This is a genomic window from Crenalkalicoccus roseus, assembly GCF_004761865.1.
Lineage (GTDB): Bacteria > Pseudomonadota > Alphaproteobacteria > Acetobacterales > Acetobacteraceae > Crenalkalicoccus > Crenalkalicoccus roseus.
On the sequence record NZ_SJDM01000001.1, the window covers coordinates 379,437 to 404,612 of the forward strand.

Consider the following 25,176-nt stretch of genomic DNA (forward strand, 5'->3'; position numbering starts at 1 on the left):
GCCATGACGGTCGCGGGCAGGACCTACCTCATTACCGGCGGGGCGAGCCTGATCGGCTCGCACCTCGCCGATGCGCTCCTCGAAGCGGGCGCGGGCGAGGTCCGCCTGCTCGACAGCTTCGTCCTCGGCGCCCCGGACACCATCGCGCACCTGCTGGAGGACCGGCGGGTGAGGCTGATCCGCGGCGACATCCTGCGGCTCGGCGAGGTGCTGGAGGCGGCGCAGGGCGCCGACGGCATCTTCGCCCTGGCCGGCTTCCTCACGATCCCGATGCACGCCAATCCCGCGCTCGGGGTTCAGGTGAACACGGTCGGGCTGCTGAACACGCTGGAGGCGGCCCGCTTCGCCGGGGTGCGGCGGGTGGTGTTCTCCTCCTCGGTCGCGGCCTATGGCGATGCGCAGGCGGAGACGCTGGCGGAGGACACGCCGCCCGTCATCGCCTCGCTGTCGCCGATCTCCGCGGTCTATGGCGTCAGCAAGCTGTTCGGCGAGTGCCTGTGCCGCCTCTACGCGCAGAAACACGGGCTGGAGTTCAACGCCCTGCGCTTCTCCTCGGTGTATGGAGAGCGCCAGCACGCACGGGCGGTGAACGCCAACTTCATCGCCGAGACCTATGAGCGCATCCGCCGCGGCGAGCGGCCCGTCATCGTCGGCGATGGCCGCGAGGTGCACGACTACATCCATGTCTCCGACGTCGCCCGTGGCTGCCTCGCCGCCATGTCCGGCGCCGAGCACGGCCATGTGCTGAACCTCGCGACCGGCGTGGACACCTCCCTCGCCGAGGTGGTGCAGGCGGTGCTGCGCGCCTGCGGCGCCACGCTGCAGCCGGAATACCGGCCGGACACCCGCCCCGTACGCTCCGCCGGCGGGAACCGGCTGTGCTTCAGCCGCGCCAGGGCCGAGGCGGTCATCGGCTGGACGCCGAGGGTGAGCCTCGAGGAAGGCATCCGCCGCTACATCGCCTGGCGGGAGGCACGGCCGCGCTGAGCGCGGCCCCTGCCACGAAGGAAAGCGCCATGACCCGTGCGACCCTGCCGTCCGAAGCCGCCGCCGCGGGGCTGGCGCGGCGCATCGCCGACTTCGCCGCGGCGCTCGACCACGGTTCGATTCCGGAGGCGGTGCGCGAGCGGGCGCGGATCCAGATGCTGGACGGAATCGGCGTCGGCCTCGCCGCCAACGCCTACCCCTTCGCGGCGCGGGCCCTGGCCGGCATCCGCGCGCTCGGGGGCGCCGGCGAGTGCGGCGTGCTCGGGCGGGCCGAGCGCCTGCCGCCCCGCGACGCCGCGCTGGCCAACGGCATCCTGATCCACGGGCTCGACTTCGACGACACGCATCTCGCCAGCATCGTGCACGCGACCGCTGCCTGCCTGCCCTGCGCCCTCGCCCTCGGCGAGCATCTGGGCGCGCACGGGCGGGAGGTCCTGGCAGCCTATGCGGGCGGCATGGAAGTGGCGATCCGCATCGGCGCGGCGGCGAAGGGCGGCTTTCACCATGCCGGCTTCCACGCCACCGGCATCGTCTCCCACTTCGCCAGCGCCGTCGTCGCCGGCAGGCTGCTCGGCCTCACGGCGGAGCAGCTCGTCGCCGCGCAGGGCATCGCCGCGAGCACGGCGGCGGGCGTGCAGGTGTTCCTGGAGGAGGGCGCCTGGACCAAGCGCCTGCATCCGGGCTGGGGCGCGGTCGGCGGCGTCACCGCGGCGCATCTCGCCCGGCACGGCTTCGTCGGGCCCAGCCGCCCCTACGAGGGCAGGTTCGGCCTGCTGGAGACGCACCTGCAGGCGCATGCCGCCGCGGCCGATCCCGCGCTGATCGCCGACGCGCTCGGCGAGCGCTGGGACCTCGCGGACACGGCGATCAAGCCCTACCCCGTCTGCCACTTCATCCATGGCGCCGCCGACGCGGCCCTGCTGCTGCGGGAGGAGGCGCCGGACCCGCGCGCGATCCGCCATCTGCGCATCCTGCTGCCCGCCCCGACCCTGCCGATCGTCGCGGAGCCGGCGGCCGAGAAGGCCCGCCCGCGGACCGACTACGCGGCGAAGTTCAGCGCGCCCTTCGTCGTCGCCACCTGCCTGCTGCGCGGCCGCTTCGGCCTCGCGGAGCTGGAGCCGGAGGCGCTGGTCGATCCGGAGGTGCTGGCGCTCTGCGGCCGCAGCACCTGCGAGGCCGATCCCGACACCGCCTTTCCCGCCTACTTCTCCGGCGGGGTGGAGCTGGACATGGCGGATGGGCGGAGGCTGCGCCGGCATGTGCGGGTGAACGGCGGCGCCGGGGAACGCGCGCTCGACGCGCGCGCCGCCTCCGGGAAGTTCCTCGCCGCGGCCGGCATGCACCTTTCGCCCGAGGCGGCGGAGCGCGCCTGCGCCGCGGTGCTGTCCATTGACAGCCGGCCGCTGCGGGAGACCATGCGCGCCCTGACCACCGGCTGAGGCGGCGCCCCGGCCAGGGCAGTCCCGCCGACTTCCCCCGCATCCGGGAGGGGCGCATGACGCAGAGTCCGATCCCCGCCGTCTTCATGCGCGGCGGCACCAGCAAGGGCCTGATGTTCCACGCGCGTGACCTGCCGGCCGATCGCGCCGCCTGGGATGCCCTCTTCGCCGCGGCGATGGGCTCGCCGGACCCCCATGGCCGCCAGCTCGACGGCATGGGCGGCGGCGTCTCCTCGCTGTCCAAGGTCTGCGTGCTGGCGCCCTCCGGGCGCGAGGACGCGGATGTGGACTACACCTTCGCCCAGGTGCTGATCCGGGAAGCCCGCGTGGACTACGGGAGCAATTGCGGCAACATGAGCGCCGCCGTCGGCCCCTTCGCCGTCGATGAGGGGCTGGTGCGCGCGAAGGGCGACACCGCCACGGTGCGCATCCACAACACCAACACGCGGAAGATCATTCACGCCACCTTTCCCGTCGCCGGTGGGCGGGCCCGCTACGACGGCGCGCTGGAGATACCCGGCGTCGGCGGCAGCGGCGCGCCGATCCGGCTCGACTTCCTGCAGCCCGGCGGCGCCACCACGGGGCGGCTGCTGCCGGGCGGCGGGGTCCGCGACCGGCTCGAGGTGCCGGGGCTTGGCGGCATCGAGGCCTCGCTCGTGGACGCCGCCAACGCCGCAGTCTTCGTCCGCGCCCGCGACATCGGCCTGGCCGGGACCGAGCTGCCCGACCGGCTCGAGGCCAGCCCCGGCATCCTGGACCTGCTCGACGCGATCCGGCGCCAGGCCTCGGTGCGCATGGGCATCGCCCCGGATCCGGAGGCGGCGCGCCGGATCAGCTCGGTGCCCTTCGTCTGCCTCGTCGGCCCGGCCGCCGCCTCGCCCACCCTCGCGGGCGGCACCATTCCCGCCGCCGGCATGGACCTGACGGTCCGCGCCCTCTCCAACGGCCAGCCGCACCGGGCCCTGCCACTCACCGTCTCGCTCTGCGCCGCGGTGGCGGCGCGGATCCCGGGCACGGTGGTGGCGGAGGCGTTGCCGCCCGGCGCTCCCGCCGGCGGGCCGCTGCGCCTCGGCATGCCCTCCGGGGTCCTGAGCGTGGCAGCGGAGGTGGCGGAGGAGGGCGGCCGGTGGGTCGCCCGGTCCGGGTCGTTCTACCGCACCGCGCGCCGCCTGTTCGACGGCCGCGTATGGGTGCCCGCCGCCGCCCTCGGGCCGGTCAGCCGCGCCGGATGAAGCCGCCGCCGAGCACGCGGTCGCCGTCGTAGAACACCGCCGCCTGGCCGGGGGCGGCGATGGCGGGCTCCTCCGGCGTGACGCGTGCGCGGGCGCCGTCCCAGGTCACGACCGCCGCGCGGGGCGCCTCGCGGGCGCGCAGCTTCACCTGGCAGCGCAGCGGCGCCGCGGGCGGCGGGACCAGCCAGTTCACCTCGCCGACCGCGATCTCCGCCTGCGGCAGCGCCTCGCGCGGGCCGACCACCACGCGCCGGCGCGGCGCATCGAGGGCGGCAACGTAGAGCGGCGCCTCGCCCTCCCGCCGCGGCAGGCCGAGGCCCTTCCCCTGCCCCACCGTGTAGCGCGCGAGGCCCTGGTGGCGGCCGAGCACGCGCCCCTCCCGGTCCACGATCTCGCCCGGCTCTGCGGCCTCGGGGCGGAGCCGCGCCACCACCTCGTGGTAGCGGCCCTGGGGCACGAAGCAGATGTCCTGGCTGTCGGGCTTCCCGGCCACCGGGAGGCCGAGCCGCGCGGCCTCCGCCCGCACCGCCGCCTTGTCCGGGAAGCCGCCGAGCGGGAAGCGGCAGAGGGCGAGCTGGTCGCGCGTGGTGGCGAAGAGGAAGTAGCTCTGGTCTCGCACCGGGTCGGCGGCGCGGCGCAGCTCCGGTCCCTCCGGCCCCTCGGCGCGGCGGGCGTAGTGGCCGGTGGCCAGGGCCTCGCAGCCGAGGTCGCGGGCGAGCGCCGTCAGATCGGCGAACTTCACGGTCTGGTTGCAGCGCACGCAGGGGATCGGCGTCTCGCCGCGCGCATAGGCATCGGCGAACTCCTCGATGACGGCGCTGCGGAAGCGCGCCTCGCGGTCCAGCACGTAGTGCGGGATGCCGAGCGCGTCGGCGACGCGGCGGGCGTCGTGGATGTCCTGCCCGGCGCAGCAGGTGCCCCTGCGGCCGGTGGCGGCGCCGTGGTCGTAGAGCTGCAGCGTGGCGCCGACCACCTCGTGGCCCTCGGCCTTCAGCAGGCCGGCGACCACCGAGCTGTCCACGCCGCCCGACATGGCGACGAGGATCCTCATGGCGGCGCGCCCGGAGGGTTGCGCCCGCGCATCACCCGTGCGCCTTCTCCTCGCGCGGCGGCGCGCCGAGCCCCTCCAGCCCCTGCTGCCAGAACCGCGCCTCCAGCCGCGCCGCCTCGGCGAAGGTGGCGGCGAGGCTGGCGAAGCGCGCCTCCCCGCCATGGCTCTCGCCGAGCGCGTCGATGCGCGCGGCGGCGGCCTGCGCCAGGGCCTGGTAGCCGGGGTCGGCGTAGGTGTCGATCCAGCTCTGATAGGGGTTGTCACCGGCGCGCCGCCGCGGATCGGCCAGGATGCGCAGCGCCACCTCCCCATAGCCCACCGTGCAGGGGGCGAGGGCCACCTCGAGGTCGAGGATGTCCCCGGCGAGGCCGCGGTCGATCACGTAGCGGGTGTAGCTCACCGTCTCGGCGGATTCCGGCGTGGCGCGCACCTCCGCCTCCGGGATGCCCCATTCGGCGCAGTAGCGCAGGTGCATCAGCGTCTCGGAGAGGATGGCGGAGATCGCCGCGGTCTTCTCCCGCATCGCCTCGACGCTCTCCGCCTTGAACACGGCGAGCGCCTTGGCGCGGGCGAAGTGGATCAGGAACAGGTAGTCCTGGATCAGGTAGCGGCGGAAGGCCTCGAGCGGCAGGGTGCCGTCGGAGAGGCCCCGCACGAAGGGGTGCCAGGTATAGGCCTGCCACTCCGCGGCGCAGGCGGCGCGCAGGCGGCGGAACAGCCCGCCCTCGGTCCCGAACGCCGTCTCCCACGCCGCCATCGGACCCTCACTCCATCGCGTTGCGGCTGCCGGCGGGCAGCCTCACCACCAGCCCGTCCAGCGCCTCGGTCATGATGATCTGGCAGCCGAGGCGGCTCGTCTCCTGCAGGTCGAAGGCGAGGTCGAGCATGTCCTCCTCGTCCTCGGTCGGCGCCGCCAGCCTGCCGAACCAGGCGGGGTCCACGATGACGTGGCAGGTGGAGCAGGCGAGCGAGCCCTCGCAGGCGCCCTCGATGTCCACGCCGTGCTTGTGCGCGATCTCGAGCACCGAGAGGCCGAGCGGCGCGTCCACCTCGCGGCGCGTCCCGTCGCGCTCGATGAAGGTCATCTTCGGCATGTGATGTCCGCTACGCTCCTGCCGCCACCGGGGCCTTCCGCGCTTCCGCGAGCGCGCGCCGCCAAGCGGCGGCAAGGCTCGCCGCCGCCCGGTCCACGTCGGCGGGGGAGGTAAAGCGGCCGATCCCGATCCGCAAGGTGGCCCGCGCCTCGGCCTCCGTCAGCCCGATCGCCCGCAGCACGTAGGAGGGTTCGACCGCCGCCGAGGAGCAGGCGGAGCCGGTGGAGACGCAGACATCGGGTGCCGCCGCCATGATCGCCTGGGCGTCCACCTTCCCCGGGAAGGTCAGGTTCAGGTTGCCCGGCACCCGGCGCTCGGCATGGCCGTTCAGCCGCACCTCCGGCACCTCGGCGCGGAGCGCGGCGAGGAAGCGGTCGCGCTGGCCGGCGATGCGGCCCGCATCCAGCGCCCCCTCGGCGGCGGCGAGCCGCGCCGCCTCGCCGAAGCCGACCGCGAGCGGTGCCGGCAGGGTGCCGGAACGCAGCCCCCGCTCCTGCCCCCCGCCCGAGAACAGCGGCGCGAGGCGCACCCGCGGCCGGCGGCGTAGGTAGAGCGCGCCGATCCCCTTCGGCCCGTAGATCTTGTGCGCCGAGAGGGAGAGCAGGTCGGCCCCGATCGCCTCCACGTCGAGCGGGATCCGCCCCGCCGCCTGGGCGGCGTCGGTGTGGAACAGCGCCCCGGCCGCCCTGGCGATGGCGGCGAGGGCGGGGAGGTCCTGGATCACCCCGATCTCGTTGTTCACCGCCATCACCGAGACCAGCAGGGTGCGGCCGTCCACCGCCCCGCGCAGGCGGTCGGGGTCGAGCAGCCCGTCGGGGCCGACCGGCAGCACCACCGGCTCGAACCCCTCTCCGGCGAGGTCGAGGACGGACTGGATGACGCATTTGTGTTCCGTTGCCGCCGTGACGATCCGGCGGCGGTCGCTTCCCCGGGCCGCGGCGAAGCGGGCGGCGCCCTTGATCGCCAGGTTGTTCGCCTCGGTGGCGCCGGAGGTCAGCACCACCTCCCGCGCCTCGGCGCCGATCAGCGCCGCGATCTCGGCGCGCGCCGCCTCCACCGCCGCCTCCGCCTCCCGGCCCAGGGCGTGCTCCACGCTGTGGGGGTTGGCGAAATTCTCCTCCCACCACGGGCGCATGGCGGCGAGCACCCGCGGGTCCGGCGGCGTGGTGGCGTGGTTGTCGAGATAGACGGGGCGGTTCGCGGGCATGGCAGGTCGCATGTGGTCGGTCAGGCGGCGGCGCGGGAGAGGCGCCGGCGCATCTCCGCCCAGGCGGCGAGGAAGCGCTCCGGCGCCTCCTCGGGCGCGTTCCAGGGGAGCGAGAGGCGGATCCCGCAGGCGGCGTCCGGGCCGAGGCCCATCGCCTCCAGCACGTGGCTGCGCGCGACCTTGCCGGAGGAGCAGGCGGCGCCGGCCGAGACCCGGATGCCGGCGAGGTCGAGGGCGATCACCTGCGTCTCCGCCGCGACGCCGGGCAGCACGACGCAGGTGGTGTTCGGCAGGCGGGGCGCGCCGGCGCCCGCGACCCGAGCGCCCGGCCCCAGCCCGGCCTCGATGCGGTCGCGCAGCCGCGCGAGCCGCCCGGCGGCGGCCGGCTCCGCGGCCTCGGCCGCCGCGGCGAGGCCGGCGATGGCCGGCAGCGGCTCGGTCCCGCCGCGCCGCCCGCGCTCCTGCCCTCCTCCCGGGATCAGCGCCGGCAGGTCGAGCCCCGGGCGCAGCAGCAGCGCCCCGGCCCCGGGCGGGCCGCCGAGCTTGTGGCCGGACAGCGCCAGGGTGTCGGCCCCGCTGGCGGCGAGGCCGAGCGGCACCCGCCCCGCCGCCTGCACCGCATCCACATGCAGCAGCGCGCCGTGGCGGCGGCAGAGCGCGGCGATCTCCGCCAGCGGGTGCAGCACCCCGGTCTCGTTGTTGGCCGCCATCAGACAGACCAAGGCGGGCGGCCCGGCGGCGAGCCGCGCCGCCAGCGCCGCGAGGTCGGCGGTGCCGTCCGCCAGCACCGGCAGGGTCTCGGCCTCCCGGGCGGCGGCGCGGACCGCGGCGTGCTCCGTGGCACCGAGGAGCACCCGCCGGCCGCGGCCGAGGCCGCGCACGGCCAGCGCATTCGCCTCCGTCCCGCCGGCGGTGAAGACCACCTCCTGCGGCCGGGCGCCGAAGCGCGCCGCCAGCCGCTCCCGGCACTCCTCCAGCAGGCGCCGTGCGGCGCGGCCGGCGGCGTGCACGGAGGAGGGGTTGCCGCCGAGGTCGAGCGCCGCCAGCACCGCCACCCGCGCCTCCGGCCGCAGCGGCTCGGTGGCGTTGGCATCGAGGTAGAGGGGCGCCATGGCACTCACTCCGCCGCCTCGGGCAGGGGCGGCTCGCGGGGCGGGGCGGCGCGGCCGAGCACCCGGCCGGCGACCACGTCGGCCAGCGTCACGCCGCCGAGGAAGAGGCGGATCTGCGCGCCGAGCTCCGCCCAGAGGTCGTGGGTGGGGCAGCGCCGGCCGGCGAGGCAGCCCGGCGTGCCCTCCTCGCAGCGGGTGGCGCGGATCGGCTCGTCCACCGCCTCCACGATCTCGGCGATGGAGATCGCGCCGGCGGCCCGGCCGAGGCGGTATCCACCCCCCGGCCCCCGCGCCGAGGCCACCAGCCCGGCCCGACGCAGCGCGCCGAAGAGTTGCTCGAGATAGGCGAGGGAGAGGGCCTGGGCCTGCGCCACCTCGGCCAGGCTGACCGGCCGGGCGGGGGCGGTCTCGTGCTCCTGCCGGGCCGCCAGCTCGACCATCGCCATCACCGCGTAGCGGCCGCGGGTGGAAAGGCGCATGGCTCACCCGCCTCCGGAGGGGCGATGCAATGTCGCAACAATGCGGGCACGAGCCAAAAACATGAGACGGGGGCCATGAATCCGTTATGAAACTTGTGTGTGAGCGCCTATATTCCCGCCACCCCGGGAACCGGGAGCCCGCCCGGGGTGCCCAAGGCGCGAGCGGAGGCATATGCCACGGCCATCCCCTCGTTGGCGGAAGGCTAGATTGCCCGACCCCAGCAGTCAACCATTCGGGGTGGGCAATTTCCCTCGTGGCTTGGGAACGGGAGCCCGGGGACGCCATGGCGCGACGCCGCGGCGGCCCTTTCGGGTGTGCCCGGGAGGACTTCCCCACCAAGCGTCCGTGCGCGCTTGGCTTGCCGGGGCGGGAGGCGCTCCTCCCCTCCGGCACGCCTGGCGCGCGCGGCACACAGGAACTGGACCCGAGGGACGATGCCTGAGGTAACGTTTGCTGGCCCGGACGGCCGGCTCGAAGGCCGCTACCACCATTCGAAGCAGCCGAACGCGCCGGTGGCGCTGCTGCTGCACCCGCACCCGCTGCACGGCGGGACGATGAACAACCGGGTCATCCACGCCCTCTACCAGCGCTTCCAGGGCATGGGCTTTTCCGTGCTGCGCTTCAACTTCCGCGGCGTCGGCAAGAGCCAGGGCCGCTACGACGGCGGCATCGGCGAGATCAGCGACGCCTGCGCGGCGCTCGACTTCCTGCAGGCGGTGAACCCGAACGCACACAGCCTCTGGGTCGCGGGCTACTCCTTCGGCGCCTATGTCGGCATGCAGGTGCTGATGCGCCGGCCGGAGATGGGCGGCTTCGTCTCCATCAGCCCGCCGGCCAGCCACTACGATTTCGGCTTCCTTGCCCCCTGTCCGTGCAACGGCCTGATCCTGCACGGCGAGGCCGACGAGCTGGTGCCCGAGGGCAGCGTGCGAAAGCTGGTGGACAAGCTGAACACCCAGAAGGGCATCAGCATCGACTACCGCACCATGCCGGGCGCCGGCCACGTCTTCACGCCCGAGGAGACCGAGAAGGTCGCCGACGCCGCGGAGGACCACGTGATGGCGCGGCTGAACAGCAGCCGCATGGCGCTGGCGGCGGACTGACCACGGCCCGGCGCGCGCCCCGCCCGTGACGGCGGGGCGCCTCCTCCGGTTGCCGGCGGCGCCGGGGCATGCTGCGATCCCGCTGCGCGGGCCCGATCCGAACAGGCGGCTCGCCGGGAGGAACGCAACCGCCATGCATCGCCGCAGCCTCGTCGCCGGCCTCGCCGCGCTTCCCGTCCTCGCCGCCCCGGCGGCACGGGCGCAGCGCGGCTTTCCCGAGCGCCCGATCACCATGATCGTCGCCTTTGCCCCGGGCGGAGGCACCGATGTCGCGGCCCGCACCCTGGCCCGCTTCATGGAGAAGGACCTCGGCCAGCCCGTGGTGGTGGTGAACCGCCCCGGCGCCGGCGGCGAGATCGGCTGGAGCGAACTCGCCCGCGCCAGGCCCGACGGCTACACCATCGGCTTCATCAACACGCCCAACCTGCTGACCGTCCCGATCGAGCGCCAGGCGCGGTTCCGATTCGAGGATTTCGCGCCCATCGCCAACATCGTGGACGATCCCGGCGGCATCTGGGTGCTGCAGGACAGCCCCATCGCCTCGCTCGCCGACATGCTGGAGGCGGCGAAGCGGCGCCCGGGCGAGATCAGCTACGGCACCACCGGCGTCGGCTCCGACGACCACCTGGCGATGCTGGCGCTGGAGCGGCTGACCGGCACGAAATTCCTGCACGTGCCCTTCAACGGCTCCTCCCAGGTGCGCACCGCGCTGCTGTCGCGCCAGCTCGCCCTGGCCGTGGTGAACATGGGCGAGGGCATGGCGGACTGGCGCCAGGGGCTGATCCGCCCGCTCGGCGCCATGGCCGAGCGACGCTGGGAGGGCGCCCCGGAAGTGCCGACCTTCCGCGAGATGGGGCTCGACCTGGTGCAGGGCTCGCAGCGTGGCGTCGGCGCCCCGGCAGGCGTGCCCCGCGAGGTGCTGGACCGCCTCGCGCTCGCCGTGCGCCGCGCCGTCGAGGACCCCGAGTTCCGCGTCGCCGCCCGGCAGCAGTCGCTGCCGCTGCGCTTTCTCGGCCCCGACGAGTGGCATGCCGAGCTCCTCGCCATGAAGGCCGGGTTCGAGCGGCTCTGGGCGCAGCACCCCTGGCGCGAATAGGCCGGCGGTGCCGGGCCGCGCCGCCCCGCGCCGGCGGCATGGCCCGCCGCCGGAGCCATGCGCCGGCGTGGGTTGCCCCCGGACGGATCCGGATGGGTAATCGCCCCCCTTTCCGGAGCCGCGCATGTCCACCACCAGCCTGCAAGACGCCCGCCCGGGGCTCGCCATCGGCGTGCTGATCGGCTCCGCGGTGCTCTGCGCCGCCCTCGCCATGGGGCTGCGGCAGAGCATGGGCCTGTTCCTCGCCCCGATGACGGCGGCGCATGCCTGGACCGCCTCCGGCTTCGCCTTCGCCATCGCGCTGCAGGTGCTGCTGAACGGCGTCTCGCAGCCGATCCTCGGCCAGGTGGCCGACCGCATCGGCGGGCGGCGCGTCGTCATCGGCGGGGCGCTGCTGCAGGCGCTGGCGGTGCTCGGCATGGCGCTGTCGGACGGGCTGCCGCTCTTCACCTTCTTCGCCGGGCTGCTGATGGGCATCGCCGTCTCGGCGGCGGGGATGCCGATCATCATCGCCTCGCTGACCCGCCTGCTGCCCGAGGAGAGGCGCGGCCGCGCGACGGGGCTCGGCACGGCGGGCTCCTCCTTCGGGCAGTTCCTGGTGGTGCCGCTGGTGCAGCTCGGCATCTCGGGCTTCGGCTGGCAGACGGCGTTGCTGCTGGTGGCCGCGGCCTCGCTGCTGATGATCCCGCTCGCCCTGCCGCTGAACGACCGTCCGGCGCCGCCCACGGCCGGCGCGCCGCGCGAGCAGACGGCGCGGAAGGCGCTCTCCCTCACCTTCCGCGACCCGACCTTCTGGTGCCTGTTCTCGGGCTTCTTCGTCTGCGGCCTGCATGTCAGCTTCCTCACCGTGCACCTGCCGGGCTTCGTGGCGAGCTGCCACCTGCCGGCGGCGGTGGGCGCCGGGGCGCTCAGCCTGATCGGGCTGTTCAACGTCGCCGGCTCGCTGATCTCGGGGGAGCTGTCCGGGCGCTGGCGGCGGCGGGAACTGCTGGTGGCGATCTATGCCGCGCGCGGGGCGGTGATGACGGCCTTCCTGCTGGCCGAGAAGACGACCGCGACGGTGCTGCTGTTCTCGGCGGCGATGGGCCTCCTGTGGCTGTCCACCGTGCCGCCCACGATCGCGCTCTGCGCGCGCAATTTCGGCACGCGCTGGCTGGCGACGATCTTCGGCGTGGTGTTCCTCGGCCACCAGATCGGCGGCTTCACCGGCGCCTGGCTCGGCGGCATCGTGTTCGACCGCACCGGCAGCTACGACATGATGTGGGTGATCGGCATCCTGGCCGCCGCCTTCGCCGCGCTGGTCCACCTGCCGGTGCGCGACGGCCCTCGCGCCGCCGCGGTGCCGGCCTGACCGCGCGCGTTCCGCAGGCACGGCCGGGCGGGAACGGCTCTAGGGTCCGGTGGCGAAGGGCGCTAGAACGGGGCCCGTGCACCATCGGGCGAGGAGAGCGTGGATGCGGCGTTGGGCCCTGCTTCTGGTATTGGGACTGCCCCTGGCCGCGGCGGATGCGGGCGCGCAGCAGCGCCAGGCGCCACCGCACGAATGGGTGCTCGGGGTCTGGACCGGCGGCCAGTTCCCTCCCGGCGAGACCGACAGCCAGGCCTGCTACGGTGCCGCCACGGTGATCTTCCTGCGCGACGTGATCATGCGCTCCACGCCCCTCGACGTCGCCTTCCGCCAGCGCCTGATCGAGACCGCGGCTTCCACGCCGAACGGCCTGGAATTCCGTCTGGTGCCAGTCGGCCCCGGCGCCAGCGCCTTCGGAGGCGTCCCGCCCGACATCGGCTTCGGCTGCGACGGCAACCCCAACCTGCTCAGGGTGGAGCGGCGCGGCCCCAACGAGATCGTCTTCCCCGGCTGCCAGGACTTCCCCTCTCCCCTCCGCCGCTGCGTGCCGCGCTGAGCCGCGGCCGGCGCAGGAGACCGCCCGATGCGCATCGCGCTGATCCACGCCCTCCGCCACTCCCCGCCGCCGATCGAGGCGGCCTTCGCCCGCGCCTGGCCGGAGCCGGTGCTGATGAACCTGCTCGACGACAGCCTCTCCGCCGACCTGGCGCGGGAGGGGGCGCTGACGCCGCGGATGACCGAGCGCTTCCTCGCCCTCGCCCGTTACGCCGCGGGCACGGGGGCGAAGGGCATCCTGTTCACCTGCTCCGCCTTCGGCCCCTGCATCGAGGCCTGCGCGCGCGACCTCGCGCCGCTGCCGGTGCTGAAGCCGAACGAGGCGATGATCGAGGAGGCCTGCGCCGCCGGCGCGCGCATCGGCCTGCTCGCCACCTTCCCGGCGACGCTCGATACCATGCCGGCGGAATTCCCCGCCCATGTCACCGTGGTGCCGAAGCTGGCGGAGGGCGCGCTCGCCGCGCTGGACGCCGGGGATGCCGCGGCGCATGACCGGCTGGCGGCGGAAGCGGCGCGGAGCCTGCGGGACTGCGACGTGATCGCGCTCGCCCAGTTCAGCCTCGCGCGCGCCGCGCCGCTGGTGGCGGAGGCCACCGGTCGCCCGGTCTTCACCACGCCCGACAGCGCGGTGCGCAAGCTGCGGCGCCTGCTGACGGGCCAGGCGGGCTAGAGACGTTTCCGTTCGCCCCGGCTCGCGGCAGATCGCCCGGCAAGGGGCGAAAGCGCGACCCGCCAAGGCGGATCGCGCCGTGGAGCGGATCCGGGAAGGTCGGACCGCCAAGCGCACGACACGGAAGGTGCGTCCCGGCTAGGCGGCCAGTCTCAGGGCCAGCCGCGCTCGCGCTCCAGCCGGATCACGCCATCCGTGGAAAGCGTGCCGAAGGGAAAGCTCCGGTCTCCGATGACGCTGTCGGGCACGCCGGAATACTCGCCCCCTGCCCGAACCAGGGGCGCACCGCCACAGCCGGCGAGGCCGAGCAGAAGGCAAGCGAGCGGGAAAAGGCGCGAAAGGGGCATGGCGGGGTCTCCGCCCATGCAGATGGGACGATCCCGCGCAATGTGATCCACCTCGGTGGATCACGCTTCCGACTTTGTTGAGCGGCCGACTCACCGCTCCGGCGCTCCCGCCTGCGCGACTAGGCGCCGAAGCAGATCCCGTTCGCCCCGGCGCCCGGCAAATGCCTTGGCCCATTGATCGTGCGGGCATCCTCACCCGTTCAGGCGAGGACACCCGAACGGCGTCTGCCCTAGCGCAGATCCACCCTCGTCAGGTCGATGAACCAGCTCTGCGGGCTGACGAAGCCCTGCACCCGGCGCGACATGGCGCGGGGATTGAGGTCGTGCACGATCCACAGCCAGGGCGGATTGTCCACCAGGCGCTCATGCGCCCGGGTCAGCAGCTCGGCGATCTTGGCGGGATCGCGCTCCACCTCGAGGGCGGCGAAGGCGGCGTCGAACTGCTCGTCCTTCCAGTGGCCGCTGTTCGAGCCGCGGGGGGTGAAATTCGCGGAGAGGAACCAGCGCGCCATCTGCGAGGGGTCGGAGGAGACCAGGCTGATGTTCAGCGCGTCCGCGTTCAGCCATTGCGGCTGGGTGGGCTCGGCGCGCAGCCCGGCGAGCAGCGTGTTCCACTCCACCACCTCGAAATTCACCCGCACGCCGCAATGCTGCTGGAGCTGCTGCTGCAGGAACTCGTTCATCGGCAGCGGCAGCATCTGCCCCGATCCGCTGGTGGAGATGCCGACGCGGATGGAGAGCGGGCGCTGCGCCGTGTAGCCCGCCTCCTGCAGCAGCGCCCGCCCCTTCGCGGGATCGAGGCGGTAGCGGTGCTGCGGCTCTCCGAAATGCGGGTCGTTCGCCTTGAAGAACCCGACCGAGGGCTCGGCGGTGCCGTTCAGCAGCTGCACCATGGCGTCGCGGTCGATGCAGTAGTTCAGCCCCTGGCGCACGCGCACGTCCTGCACCGGGCTGCCTTCCTTGCCGACGGCGAAGACCCAGGGCCAGACATGCGGGTAGCTGCCCGTCACCACCTGGAAGCCGGCCTGGCGCAGGGAGGCGAGCGCGTCGGGCGGCGGCACCTCGATCCAGTCCACCTGGCCGGAGCGCAGCGCCGCGAGGCGCGTCGTCGCCTCGGGCATCGGCATCAGCACGATGCGGTCGAGCTTCGCCCTGCCTTCCGCGTCCCAGTAATTGTCGTTGCGGGTGAGCTCGGCGAGCTGGCGCGGCACGAAGCGGCTCAGCCGGAAGGGACCGGTGCCGGCGGGCGGCAGCGTCGCCACCCTGGCCCAGTCCCGCCCGGCCTGCTCGAAGCTGTTGGGCGAGGTGAACAGGATGTAGACGACGAGATAGGGCCAGTAGCTGGCCGGGCGGGTCGTCTCCATCTCGACCGTGTGATCGTCCACCTTCCGGTAGCCGGCAAGGATGGGGATGCGGCCGCGGGTGATGGCACTGCCCGCGGGATCGAATTGCGGGCTGTCATTCCTGAAGAAGCGGTCGAGGTTCCAGATCACGGCGTCGGCGTTGAAGGGCGTGCCGTCGTGGAACTGCACGTTGCGGCGCAGGTGGAAGCGCCACTTCCTGGGGTCCTGCTCGTCCTGCTCGAACCGCTCGGCGAGACCCGGCTTGATGCCGGAGAGGCGCGACGGATCGGAATGGTCCCAGGCGACCAGGGATTCGAACACCGGATAGCCGAGGAAGCGCATCCCCTCATAGCCGTTGTTGGGCATGCCCGTGGTGGTCGGCACATCCGCCGCCGTCATGCCGATGCGCAGCACCTTCTGCTGCTGCGCGGCGGCGGGCGCGGCCAGCGCGCCCGCCAGCGCCGCGGACAGCGCCAGGGCGGCCAGCCGGCCAGGAAAGCGTGTCATTGGATGTCTCCCGTGAAGCTCCGTGCCTTGCAGCCTATCGCGACGGCACAGGGGCGCAACCACCTCGCCACGCCCCGCCCGCCCCTCACTCCGCGGCGGCGGACCGGCCGCGGTAGCGCGCCTTCAGCTCGGCCTTCCACAGCTTGCCGGTGGCGGTGTGCGGCAGGCTCTCCACGAACTCCACCGCGTCCGGGATCCACCACTTCGCCACCTTGCCCTCGTAGAAGGCGAGGATCTCCTCGGCCGTCGGCGCCTCGCCGGACTTCGGCACCACCAGCAGCAGCGGCCGCTCGTCCCATTTCGGGTGGTGCATGGGAATCACCGCCGCCTCCTGCACCTTCGGGTGGCCCATGATCAGGTTCTCCAGCGTGATGGAGGAGATCCACTCGCCGCCCGACTTGATCACGTCCTTGGCGCGGTCCACGATCTCGATGCAGCCGAGCTCGTCCACCGTCACCACGTCTCCGGTGCGGAACCAGCCGTCCGGCGTGAAGGCCGGATCGTCCTTGCGGTTGAAGTAGGCGCTGGCCACCCAGGGGCCGCGGATCTCGAGCTCGCCGAAGGCGACGCCATCGTGCGGGATCTCCTTCCCCTCCGCGTCGCGCACCCGGATCTCGGCGCCGTAGAGCGGGCGGCCCTGCTTGCGCGCATAGTCGAGGAAGCGGTCGTCGTCCCAGTCGGCGTTCTCCACCTTGGGGGCGTTGGCGGTGCCGAGCGGGCTCGTCTCCGTCATGCCCCAGGCGTGCAGGATGCGCACCCCGTACTCCTTCAGGAAGCCGGCGTTGATCGCGGTCGGCAGCGCCGTGCCCCCGACCACGAGGCGCGGCGGCTTCGAGAAGCGGCGCGCCGGGTCGGCGCGCAGCCATTGCAGCAGCGCGGTCCAGATGGTGGGCACGCCGGCGGAGAAGGTGACGCCCTCCTCCTCGAACAGCCGGTGCAGCGAGGCGGGGTCGAGCTTCGGACCGGGCAGCACCAGGCTCGACCCGGCCATGGCGGCGGAATAGGGGATGCCCCAGGCGTTGACGTGGAACATGGGCACCACCGGCATCACCACGTCGAGCGCGCCGAAGCCGAAGGCGTCGCGCTGCAGGGCGGAGAGGCCGTGGATCACCGTGGAGCGGTGGCTGTAGAGCACTCCCTTGGGCTCACCCGTGGTGCCGGAGGTGTAGCAGAGCGAGGAGGCGGTGCGCTCGTCGAGGTCCGGCCAGTCGAAGCGCACCGGCTCGCCCGCGATCAGCGCCTCATGGGCCAGGATCTCCACCCTGCCGCGCAGCCTCGTCTCGGCGGGAAGCTGCGCCGCCTCCCCCATCACGATGATGGCGCGCAGCGAGGCGGGCAGCTTGTCCGCCAGCCCCTCCACCACCGGCCAGAGGGTGGGGTCCACCATCAGGTGGGTGTCCTGCGCGTCCTCCAGGATGAAGGCGATCTGGCCGGGGAACAGGCGCGGGTTCACGGTGTGCAGCACCGCGCCCATGGAGGAGATGCCGTAATAGGCCTCGAGGTGGCGGTGGTCGTTCCAGGCGAGGGTGGCGATGCGCTCGCCCCGCTGCACCCCCCGCTTCGCCAGCGCATGGGCAAGCTGCGCGGCGCGGGCGGCGATCTCCGGCCAGCCGTGCCGGGCCAGGCTGCCGTCCGGGCGGGCGGAGACGATCTTCGATCGCGGATGGTTGCGCGCCGCGTGTTCCAGGATGGAGGAGATCAGCAGCGGTCGGTCCTGCATGAGGCCCAGCATGGCGGTCGCTCCCTGTCGGCCCGCGCGGTGGCGGGGTCGTGCGCCGAGTATCGGGGGCGCGGCCATGGGGCGGCAAGCGCGGCCCGCGCCCACGGCCTCAGGACGGTTCCGCTTCGCCCGCGCGGCACGGCCCCTCCCCCAGGGCGAGGCGCAGATGCTGCAGCAGCAGCACCGTCTTGGCATCCATGATCCCGCCCGAGGCCACCAGGGACCAGGCGTGCTCAAGGGGCAGTTCGAGAACCTCGATGTCCTCGCCCTCCTGCGGCAGACCGCCCCCGCCGCGGCGCCCCGCGGGATCGTACCGGGCGAGGAAGAGGTGCAGCTTCTCGGCGCAGGCCCCGGGGCTGGTGTAGAGCGTGAAGGCCCTCCGCAGGTCCCGCAGCCCGCAGCCGAGTTCCTGTTCCGCCTCCCTGCGGATGGCCTCCTCCGGATCCTCGCCGGGCTCGACATAGCCGGCGCAGGCCTCGATCAGGCGGGGCGGATCCCCGTTCAGCTGCGCCGGCAGCCGGTATTGCCGGATGAGCAGCACCGTGCGGCGCCCTGGATCATGGGGCAGGACGGCGGCGCCGGGACCGTTGCAGTAGACCTCGCGCTCCAGCGTCTGGAGGCGGCCGTCGCGCCGACGATAGGCGAGGCGGTACTTCCGCAGTGGCCGCCAGTTCTGCGAGAGTGTCTCCACCGCCAGGATCTCGGCGCCGTGCTGCCCGTCCATGCCCCCTCTCCTCCGGCCTGCCGGAACGGGAACGGGAAGGCGGGCGCCCCGTTGCCGGAGGGATGCCGAGGCCGCCGTGGCAGGCGGCCGGCGGCGCGGCCCGTCCCTGGGCCGCCTTCCAGGACCGTCTTTCGGAGAGGTGCGCAGCATGGAGCCGCAGCGGGACGCGGAGGATGATCCGGCCCCCCCGATCACGGTGTCGGGCCATCAGGTGGATGTCGGGGAGAGGCTGCGGGACCACGCGATACGGGAGATCCGCGATGTCGCCGCCAAGTATTTCGGCGGGGCCGAGGGTGTCGCGGTGACCTTCTCCCGCTCCGGCAAGGGCGGCTTCGGCTGCAGCATCCGCATCCATGCCGGCCGAGGCCTGCATTTCGAGGGGGAGGCGGAGAACGGCGACGCCTATCTGGCCTTCAACCAGGCGCTGGAGCGGGTGGCGAAGCAGCTTCGCCGCCGCAAGCGGGCGCTGAAGGAGGACAAGCCCGTCAACCCGGCAAAGGAGGGTCCGGCCTAGCGTCTGATGCGCGAAGGCGGGATCGCCGGAGCGGGGAATCAGCCGCTCGAGCAGGGCAGAAGCGTGATCCGTCAGAACGGATCACGCTGTGGGGCGGACCGGGAGGGCCGGAACCGGCGCCCGGAAAGCGACAACGGAACCCGCCGTGGTGGATCGGCGGTAGGAGGCCGGGCATCTGGAGCGGGTGATGGGAATCGAACCCACGACATTCAGCTTGGGAAGCTGACGTTCTACCTCTGAACTACACCCGCATTCGGTTCCAAGATAGCCGCGCGCCTTCCCGCCCTCAAGGCCCCGCGGGGGGCGGAAGCCCCCCGGACGGCCTCAGCGCGAGTAGAACTCGATGACGAGGTTCGGCTCCATCTGCACCGGGTAGGGCACGTCCCCGAGCTTGGGCGCGCGCAGGAAGCGGCCGCGCATCGCGCGGTGGTCCACCTCCATGTACTCCGGCACGTCGCGCTCCCCGCTCTGCGCCGCGTCCAGCACCTGGGCAAGCTGCTTGGACTTCTCCTTCACCTCGATCTGGTCGCCGTCCTTCACGAGGTAGGAGGGGATGTTCACCCGCCGGCCATTCACCAGCACATGGCCGTGGTTCACGAACTGGCGCGCCGCGAAGGGGGTGATGGCGAACTTCATGCGATAGACCACGCTGTCCAGCCGCCGCTCCAGCAGCTCGATCAGGTTCTCCGAGGTGTCGCCCTTGCGCCGGACCGCCTCCTGGTAGTAGCGGCGGAACTGCTTCTCCCCGATGTTGCCGTAGTAGCCCTTCAGCTTCTGCTTGGCCATGAGCTGCACGCCGAAATCGGTCGGCTTGCCCTTGCGGCGCGCGCCGTGCTGGCCGGGGATGGTGTCGCGCTTGTTGATCGGGCTCTTGGCGCGGCCCCAGAGGTTCACGCCAAGGCGACGGTTGATCTTGTACTTGCTTTCGAGGCGCTTGGTCATGCGCGGCATGCCGCCCCGCGGGGCGGTCCTCTTTCGCTCTGGTGTTGTCCCGGTAGTCCCGGGCCCGGGGGGCCCGGGCGGGCGCGGGCCAACGGCCCGTCCACGTTCCCGGAAGGAAGGCGGCCCTATAGGAGGGCGGGCGGCACGGTGTCAAACCGCAGCGGGCGCTTGCCAGGGCGGCAGGCCACCGCCTATGCCCGCCCCGTCATGGTGACCCGCGAAGAAATCCTGGTCCTCGGCCTCACCGCCGGTGTGCTGGGCAGCCTGGTGGGCGGGCTGATGCTCGGCGTGGGGCTCGGCCTCGCCGTGCAGGGGGCGCATATCGGCTGGCTGCTGGTGCTGCCGGCCGCCCCGGTCTCGGGCGGCATCGGCTATCTGCTGGCGCGCCGGCTGGCTCGCCGCCTCTAGGGCGCCCCCCGACAGCCAGGGGCAGCCGCCCGCGATCCGCTCTAGCGCCGGCGGCGCTCCACCAGCAGCGCCCCGGGCGGCAGCCCCCGCATCCGCGCCGTGGCGATCACCACGCTCCGTCGCGGCGCATCCCGCCGGTCGGTCATGCGCAGCAGCCGCGCCTGGCGGAGCGGCACCTCCTCTCCCGCCTCGCCGGGCCCGGCGGCGGCACGCGCGGCGCAGCCCTCGAACAGGACGGGCGGGAAGAGCGGCAGCGGGTGGAGCTGCCGGTCGGGGTCGCGCGCCCGCGGATCGGCCGGCCGCTCGACGATCCACGCCGCCGTGGCGGCGGCGACGCGAAGGCCGTCGCCGCGGCACAGGCCGAGCGCGCCGCCGAGATCGGGCGCCTCCGCCTCCACCCCGGTGATCCTCCCGGTGTCGAGGTTGCGCAGGATGCCGCGCACCCTCGTCGGCGAGAGGACGAGGAGGCTGCCCATCACCCTCTGCCCCGGCGCCACGGCGAGGCCGGCGAGGCGGACTGGCGGCGACCAGCGGTCGCGCACCCACCACTGGAACCAGGCCGAGGCGGCCGGCGCCCCTCCGTTCCGCGCCGGCGCGAAGGTGATGCCGATCTGCGGCAGCGAGCGGCTGGCGAGGCTCGCGCCGTCGAAGCCGATCCATGCCGAGCCCTGCGGCGGCGGCCCCTCCCCGTCCCCGGCGGGCGGCGGCGCGGCGCAGCGCGGCACCCGCCAGCGCCCCGCCACCTCGGTGAAGCGCAGCCCGCGCCGGGCCCGCAGCACCGCCCCGCACCAATTGTCGCCCTCATGCCGCGGCGGAGGCAGCAGCGGCGTGGCATGGGGGATGGCGCAGAAGGCGTGCACCAGCGTCCGCCGGAACAGCGGCGGCTCGTCCGGGACGAGATCGGGCGGCACGTATTCGGCGCCGTCCAGCATCTCCCGCCAGTGGCGGGAGAGCAGCGGTGCGTCGTCCCCGCAAGGCGGCGGCCCGGGGCGCGCCGGCCGCACGCTCTCGCGTACCCAGGCCATCCAGGCCGCGTGCGCGTCGCGGAGCGGCGGCAGGCTCCGCGGCCATTCCTCGAAGGCCAGCGCGTCACAGCGTGCCATCGGAGCGACTCCACTCCCTGCGGGCCTCCTCCAGCATCGCCTCGAAGCCGGGCATCTCCCGCAGCGCGCCGAAGATCCTGCCCGCGGCCTCGCGGCCGGCCTCCGAGTCGCTCGCATAGTGCAGGCCGGCGATCTCGCGGTTGCGGGCGATGCGGTAGGCGAGGGTCAGCAGCAGCGGCCGCCACGCCTCCCGCTCCGCCGCCGGCAGCGCCTCTGCGGCGATCAGCGCCATCAGCGTCGCCTGCGTCGCATGGCCGCTCGGGTAGGAGGCGTGGCCGGGCACCTCCACGGGCGGCTTCAGCGCCGGCATCCGATGCGAGGGGCGCGGCCGCGGCGGCACGCCCTCCGCCGGCCGCTCCTTGAGGCGCATGACGACGAGCACGCCGAGCAGCGCCGCGAGGTGCAGCAGCGTCACCATCCGCGGATGGGAGCCCGGCGAGATGCCGAGGAGGATCACGAACTCGGCCATGAAGTTGGCGTACTGCCGGTCCTGGGCCACGATCTCGTCCAGCGCGTCGGCGCGCTCGTCCTCGGCGAGGATGGCGAGGTCGGCGAGCTCGGCCGCCTCGTCGCGCGCCCGCCAGTCCGCCACGGTGATCGCCTGCAGCGCGGCAAGGGTCGCGGGCGGGATCTTCGAGAGGGCGATCCAGGCGCGCCATTCGGGGGACCAGTGCTGATCCCGCCACCTATCGCGCGGGATCAGCAGGCCGCGCACGTCGCGCCGGTCGCGGTCGGGCGTGCGCTCGGCGATGAAGGGCAGCTCCACCCGGTCCGGGGAGGCGATGCCGCCGCCCGGCCCGAGCAGGCCGGCGGTTCCCGTGTTCCCTGCATTGCCGCTGTTGCCGCTGTTGCCGGACATGGACGCTTCTCCTTCTTGCTTGTTCGGCCGCGCCCCCCGCCGATCAATCGGGCAGGCCGGCGGCGCGCAGATGGGCGAGGAAGGCGTCGAGAGCGGCTCCGCCGAGCGGCGTCCGCGCCGCGTAGCGGGCAAGGGTGAAGGCCGGGTCCACCGCCAGCAGGCGCGCCCCCATCTCCCGCGCCTCTTCCGCCATCCCCTCGGCGGCGAGGGCGGCGGCGAGGCTGCGCAGCGTCGGCGCGTGGGTCGGCCGGCGCACCAGGGAGCGGCGCCCCCACAGGATCGCCTGCCGCATGTCCCCCCGCAGGTAATGCGCCTGGGAGAGCACCTGCTCGGCGAAGAACAGCAGGTGCCCGGCCGGCGAAAGCTGCAGCGCCCGCTCCGCGTGCCGCAGCGCCGCCTCGGTGTCGCCGAGGTAGCCGCGGGTCAGGCTGCTGAGCATCCAGGCGGTGTCGAGGCTCGGGGCGAGCGCCACGGCGCGGTCGAGCGCCTCGCGCGCCTCCTCGTGCCGGCGCTGCGCGAAGGAGAGGACGTGGCCGAGGATGGCGAGCGCCCGGGCGTCCTGCGCGTCGCACTCCGTGGCCCGGGCGGCGAGCTGGGCCGCCTCGGCGAAGTCGCGCCGCAGCTCCGGCGACCAGCCCTGCGCGGCGCGGATGAGGTGCCAGTGGGCCGCGTAGGAATGGGGCACCGACCAGCCCGGGCTGGCCGCGACCGCCTGCTGCAGCAGGCCGCGCGCCTGGTCGAAGCTCTCCCGCTCGGTGCGGTAGAGCAGGTCGAGGGCGCGCAGCAGCCAGTCATAGGCGGTCATGCTGTCCGGGTGCTTGCGCATCGCCCGCGCCAGCTCGCGCCCGCGCACGGCGGGCGCGATCGAGGCCACCACCTGCGCCGCCATGCGGTCCTGGATGTCGAACAGCTCGCTCGCCAGCCCGTCGTGGCGGTCGGCGCGGATCACGCCGCCGGTGGCGGCGTCGCTGAGCTCGGTCGCGATGCGCAGGCGCAGCCCGGCGCGGTGCACGCTGCCCGAGAGCACGTAGCGCACGCCGAGCGCGCGTCCGACGGCGCGCGGATCGGGCGAGGTGCCGGCGTAGGAGAGGGTGGAGGCGCGGGAGAGCACGAACAGCGCCTCGATGCCGGAGAGGATGTGGATGATCCCCTCGATCATCCCTTCGGCGAAGTAGTCGCCCTCGCTGTCCGGCGGATGGGTGCGGAAGGGCAGCACGGCGATCGAGGGCCGGTCGTCCGGCAGGGGCGGCAGCGCCGGTGCGGGCGGGGCGGGGCGGCTGCCGCGCGGGCGGAGCGCGAAGGCGCGCGCCGGGCGGCGCATGTGCTTCAGCGTCAGCTCGCCGAGATCGGCGAGTTCAATGCCCTCGTGCCCCTCCAGCGCCCGCGCCGCCGCCTCGGACACCACCAGCCCGCCGGGCTCGGCGTTTCCCTGCAGCCGCGCCGCCAGGTTCACGCCGTCGCCGAAGATGTCGTGCGCCTCGATGATCGCCTCGGCGATGTTGAGGCCCATGCGGAACAGCAGCGACGGCGCCTCCGGCTCGGCCGCGGCGGCCTCGGCGAAGCCCCGCTGGATCGCCAGTGCGCAGTCGGCGGCGTCGGCCGCGTCGTCGAAGGCGGCGAGGAAGCCGTCGCCGGTGCTCTTGACGAGGCGGCCCCGGTGGTCGGCGATGGCGGGCTCCACCACGCCGCGCATCAGCCGCATCAGGCGGCCGTGCGTCTCCTCCTCCCGCTCCTCCATCAGCCGCGCGTAGCCCGCCACATCCGCGGCGAGCACGGCGACCAGCCGGCGCTGCAGGGCGATCATGGCGCGGCGGAGAACACGCGGTGCATGGTTCCCCCTCCCGCGGCGCAGAGGATCGCGCAAACCCGGCCGGCGCGCAGGACGTGCGGGGCGGGGACGGATCACAAATGAGGGAGCACTGGCCTCCGGCGCGCCGCGCGCCCACGACGGGGCGGCGGCAGGGGGATCACGCCTCGGGATCATCGCGCAGCCCCGCCTCGACCAGCGCCCGCAGGGCCGCCGGGCGGGGGATCAGGATGGCGCCGGCGGTCCGGGCCAGCAGCCCCTGCCGCTCGAGCTCCGCCATCTCGCGCGAGACGGCCTCGCGCCGCGCGCCGATGCGCGCCGCGATCTCGTGCTGCGGCGGCGGCGGGCTGACCACCCGCTCGCCCTCGCCCTGGCCGGCGGCGCGCCCGCGGGAGAGGCGCAGCAGCTCGGCGCAGAGGCGCAGGCGCACGCTCAGCGTCTCCCGCTCCAGGGCGCGCGCGGTCTGCAGCCGCAGCTTCGCCGCCAGGCGCCGCAGCAGGCGCAGGCAGACCGGCGGGGAGGCGCAGAGGATCTCGAGGAAGGCCGCCGCCGGCAGGGCGCAGAGGCGGGAGCGGACGAGGGCGGTGACGTTGGCGCTGCGCGGCGCGCCGTCGATCGCGGCGAGTTCCCCGATCAGGTCGCCGGCGACGAGGTCGTTCAGGATCAGCTCGCGCCCCGCGGGGCTGCGCACCAGCACGCGCACCGCGCCGCTGGCGATCAGGTGCACCTCGGTCGAGGGATCGTCGAAATCCACCACCACGTCGCCCGGCCCGTAGCTGCGCCAGGCGGCCTGCCGCTCGAAGCGCGCGAGCAGCCCCGGCTCGGCGCCCTCGAAGAAGGGCAGCGCCGCGAGCCGGTCGGGGGCGATGGTTGACATGGCCTCGGTTCCGGAAGGGGCCGCGCCGGGGCGGAGCACGGGCGGCGGGGATCGGCCAGGAGCGTGCCTCCCTTCCGCGGGGAAGGCGAGGGCCGGGCCGTCGCCGCCGGCGGGCGGAAACGGCCATCGGGCGGGAGAGGGAAGCCCGCCCCGGCGGGGCAGGGCGCGCCGCGGCGCCCCTGCCCGCCCGCGGCGCCGCGCCGGGCGGCGCTCACCGCCGCGCCGGGCCGCGCCGGGCCGCGAGGGCGGCCAGCGTGCGGGACCGTTCCTCGGGGAGGGTGTAGGTGATGGTCCGGTCCTCCTCGGAGCCGGTGTACTCGGCGAAGATGGGAGGCTGGGTCTGCAGCGGCCCGGCGTAGGTGAGCTGGTGGTCGACACCGCTGCCCGTGATGGTGGCGACGCCGCCGCCCCCGACCACGTTCCTGTTTCCGCCGTTCGCGAACACGCTGTTCACGTCCTCGGGCATGTAGGGCTGCCAGTCGTGCCCGTGCGCGAGGGGAGCGTAGGCCGTTCCGAGCAGGGCCGAAAGGGCGAGCAGGGCCCCAAGGGTGCGAGACATGGGATTGTGTCCTTTGTGCGATGGAGGAGCTTGCCTGCCCCTCGCGCACAGTCTCGCGCGGCCGGCCTCGCGGCGCTGTGCGCGGCGGCACA

26 protein-coding genes and 1 tRNA gene are annotated in these 25,176 nt (G+C 74.1%); 10 read left to right on the top strand and 17 right to left on the bottom strand.

Annotated features, from left to right (window positions below):
• Positions 1-3 precede the first annotated feature (3 nt).
• Genes ET526_RS01825 through ET526_RS01835 form a run of 3 tightly spaced genes read left to right on the top strand, consistent with a single transcriptional unit; the run spans position 4 to position 3,658 of the window.
• On the top strand, positions 4-987 hold the full coding sequence (locus ET526_RS01825; RefSeq protein WP_135465937.1) for an NAD-dependent epimerase/dehydratase family protein: 984 nt from the start codon (positions 4-6) through the stop codon (positions 985-987).
• 29 nt (positions 988-1,016) lie between these two features.
• On the top strand, positions 1,017-2,426 hold the full coding sequence (locus tag ET526_RS01830) for an MmgE/PrpD family protein (RefSeq protein ID WP_135465938.1): 1,410 nt from the start codon (positions 1,017-1,019) through the stop codon (positions 2,424-2,426).
• A 56-nt stretch (positions 2,427-2,482) separates the two neighbouring features.
• Entirely contained in the window at positions 2,483-3,658 is a 1,176-nt protein-coding gene (locus tag ET526_RS01835; protein WP_135465939.1) for a 2-methylaconitate cis-trans isomerase PrpF family protein, read from the top strand.
• On the opposite strand, the gene mnmA is transcribed toward ET526_RS01835, so the two are convergent.
• Genes mnmA through ET526_RS01865 form a run of 6 tightly spaced genes read right to left on the bottom strand, consistent with a single transcriptional unit; the run spans position 3,642 to position 8,601 of the window.
• The gene (mnmA, locus tag ET526_RS01840; protein WP_135465940.1) at positions 3,642-4,709 is read right to left on the bottom strand and encodes a tRNA 2-thiouridine(34) synthase MnmA; all 1,068 of its coding nucleotides are present in this window, start codon (positions 4,707-4,709) and stop codon (positions 3,642-3,644) included. The genes ET526_RS01835 and mnmA overlap by 17 nt on opposite strands.
• Positions 4,710-4,740: 31 nt before the next feature.
• Positions 4,741-5,466 (bottom strand): TenA family protein, encoded by a 726-nt coding sequence (locus ET526_RS01845; RefSeq protein WP_135465941.1) that lies wholly within the window; start codon positions 5,464-5,466, stop codon positions 4,741-4,743.
• A 7-nt stretch (positions 5,467-5,473) separates the two neighbouring features.
• Complete coding sequence (locus ET526_RS01850; RefSeq protein WP_135465942.1) at positions 5,474-5,803, bottom strand: ferredoxin family 2Fe-2S iron-sulfur cluster binding protein; 330 nt, start codon at positions 5,801-5,803, stop codon at positions 5,474-5,476.
• 10 nt (positions 5,804-5,813) lie between these two features.
• Positions 5,814-7,010 (bottom strand): cysteine desulfurase family protein, encoded by a 1,197-nt coding sequence (locus ET526_RS01855; protein WP_135465943.1) that lies wholly within the window; start codon positions 7,008-7,010, stop codon positions 5,814-5,816.
• 20 nt (positions 7,011-7,030) lie between these two features.
• Complete coding sequence (locus ET526_RS01860; protein ID WP_135465944.1) at positions 7,031-8,122, bottom strand: cysteine desulfurase family protein; 1,092 nt, start codon at positions 8,120-8,122, stop codon at positions 7,031-7,033.
• 5 nt (positions 8,123-8,127) lie between these two features.
• The gene (locus ET526_RS01865) at positions 8,128-8,601 is read right to left on the bottom strand and encodes an Rrf2 family transcriptional regulator (protein WP_135465945.1); all 474 of its coding nucleotides are present in this window, start codon (positions 8,599-8,601) and stop codon (positions 8,128-8,130) included.
• Between the two features lie 435 nt (positions 8,602-9,036).
• Between ET526_RS01865 and ET526_RS01870 the strand changes: the two genes are divergently transcribed.
• From ET526_RS01870 to ET526_RS01890, 5 genes are all read left to right on the top strand, one after another.
• Entirely contained in the window at positions 9,037-9,705 is a 669-nt protein-coding gene (locus tag ET526_RS01870) for an alpha/beta hydrolase (protein WP_135465946.1), read from the top strand.
• Between the two features lie 133 nt (positions 9,706-9,838).
• Positions 9,839-10,801, top strand: coding sequence for a tripartite tricarboxylate transporter substrate binding protein (locus ET526_RS01875; protein ID WP_135465947.1), 963 nt, complete (start codon positions 9,839-9,841; stop codon positions 10,799-10,801).
• Between the two features lie 124 nt (positions 10,802-10,925).
• Positions 10,926-12,152 carry an MFS transporter gene (locus ET526_RS01880; protein WP_135465948.1) on the top strand — a complete coding sequence of 409 codons (1,227 nt, stop codon included), beginning with the start codon at positions 10,926-10,928 and terminating at the stop codon, positions 12,150-12,152.
• A gap of 103 nt (positions 12,153-12,255) precedes the next feature.
• Positions 12,256-12,705 carry a hypothetical protein gene (locus ET526_RS01885; protein WP_135465949.1) on the top strand — a complete coding sequence of 150 codons (450 nt, stop codon included), beginning with the start codon at positions 12,256-12,258 and terminating at the stop codon, positions 12,703-12,705.
• A gap of 27 nt (positions 12,706-12,732) precedes the next feature.
• Entirely contained in the window at positions 12,733-13,374 is a 642-nt protein-coding gene (locus ET526_RS01890) for an aspartate/glutamate racemase family protein (RefSeq protein ID WP_135465950.1), read from the top strand.
• 152 nt (positions 13,375-13,526) lie between these two features.
• On the opposite strand, the gene ET526_RS01895 is transcribed toward ET526_RS01890, so the two are convergent.
• From ET526_RS01895 to ET526_RS01910, 4 genes are all read right to left on the bottom strand, one after another.
• The gene (locus ET526_RS01895) at positions 13,527-13,721 is read right to left on the bottom strand and encodes a hypothetical protein (protein ID WP_135465951.1); all 195 of its coding nucleotides are present in this window, start codon (positions 13,719-13,721) and stop codon (positions 13,527-13,529) included.
• A 230-nt stretch (positions 13,722-13,951) separates the two neighbouring features.
• Complete coding sequence (locus ET526_RS01900) at positions 13,952-15,571, bottom strand: ABC transporter substrate-binding protein (protein WP_135465952.1); 1,620 nt, start codon at positions 15,569-15,571, stop codon at positions 13,952-13,954.
• A gap of 85 nt (positions 15,572-15,656) precedes the next feature.
• Positions 15,657-17,303, bottom strand: a complete 1,647-nt coding sequence (locus ET526_RS01905) for a long-chain-fatty-acid--CoA ligase (RefSeq protein ID WP_135465953.1) — start codon at positions 17,301-17,303, stop codon at positions 15,657-15,659.
• Between the two features lie 97 nt (positions 17,304-17,400).
• Positions 17,401-18,015, bottom strand: coding sequence for an NUDIX domain-containing protein (locus ET526_RS01910; protein WP_135465954.1), 615 nt, complete (start codon positions 18,013-18,015; stop codon positions 17,401-17,403).
• A 148-nt stretch (positions 18,016-18,163) separates the two neighbouring features.
• Here ET526_RS01910 and ET526_RS01915 point away from each other — a divergent pair, with 148 nt between their 5' ends.
• Positions 18,164-18,529: an HPF/RaiA family ribosome-associated protein gene (locus ET526_RS01915; RefSeq protein ID WP_158295459.1), complete on the top strand. Its 366-nt coding sequence runs from the start codon at positions 18,164-18,166 to the stop codon at positions 18,527-18,529.
• Between the two features lie 176 nt (positions 18,530-18,705).
• On the opposite strand, the gene ET526_RS01920 is transcribed toward ET526_RS01915, so the two are convergent.
• A tRNA-Gly gene (locus tag ET526_RS01920) sits at positions 18,706-18,780 on the bottom strand.
• Between the two features lie 73 nt (positions 18,781-18,853).
• The gene (gene rpsD, locus ET526_RS01925) at positions 18,854-19,471 is read right to left on the bottom strand and encodes a 30S ribosomal protein S4 (protein WP_135465956.1); all 618 of its coding nucleotides are present in this window, start codon (positions 19,469-19,471) and stop codon (positions 18,854-18,856) included.
• A 147-nt stretch (positions 19,472-19,618) separates the two neighbouring features.
• Between rpsD and ET526_RS01930 the strand changes: the two genes are divergently transcribed.
• Entirely contained in the window at positions 19,619-19,879 is a 261-nt protein-coding gene (locus tag ET526_RS01930) for a hypothetical protein (protein WP_240048206.1), read from the top strand.
• 41 nt (positions 19,880-19,920) lie between these two features.
• Here the strand turns inward: ET526_RS01930 and ET526_RS01935 are convergent, their stop codons facing one another.
• The 5 genes from ET526_RS01935 to ET526_RS01955 all read right to left on the bottom strand — a co-directional run bounded on the left by ET526_RS01935 (position 19,921) and on the right by ET526_RS01955 (position 25,084).
• Positions 19,921-20,982: a G1 family glutamic endopeptidase gene (locus ET526_RS01935; protein ID WP_158295460.1), complete on the bottom strand. Its 1,062-nt coding sequence runs from the start codon at positions 20,980-20,982 to the stop codon at positions 19,921-19,923.
• Positions 20,969-21,841: a phosphatase PAP2 family protein gene (locus tag ET526_RS01940; protein ID WP_135465958.1), complete on the bottom strand. Its 873-nt coding sequence runs from the start codon at positions 21,839-21,841 to the stop codon at positions 20,969-20,971. Before ET526_RS01940 ends, ET526_RS01935 begins: the two co-directional genes overlap by 14 nt.
• Positions 21,842-21,884: 43 nt before the next feature.
• Positions 21,885-23,645, bottom strand: a complete 1,761-nt coding sequence (locus ET526_RS01945; protein ID WP_158295461.1) for an adenylate/guanylate cyclase domain-containing protein — start codon at positions 23,643-23,645, stop codon at positions 21,885-21,887.
• A 163-nt stretch (positions 23,646-23,808) separates the two neighbouring features.
• Positions 23,809-24,525 carry a Crp/Fnr family transcriptional regulator gene (locus ET526_RS01950; protein ID WP_135465960.1) on the bottom strand — a complete coding sequence of 239 codons (717 nt, stop codon included), beginning with the start codon at positions 24,523-24,525 and terminating at the stop codon, positions 23,809-23,811.
• A 211-nt stretch (positions 24,526-24,736) separates the two neighbouring features.
• Positions 24,737-25,084 (bottom strand): hypothetical protein, encoded by a 348-nt coding sequence (locus tag ET526_RS01955; protein ID WP_135465961.1) that lies wholly within the window; start codon positions 25,082-25,084, stop codon positions 24,737-24,739.
• Positions 25,085-25,176: the final 92 nt, after the last annotated feature.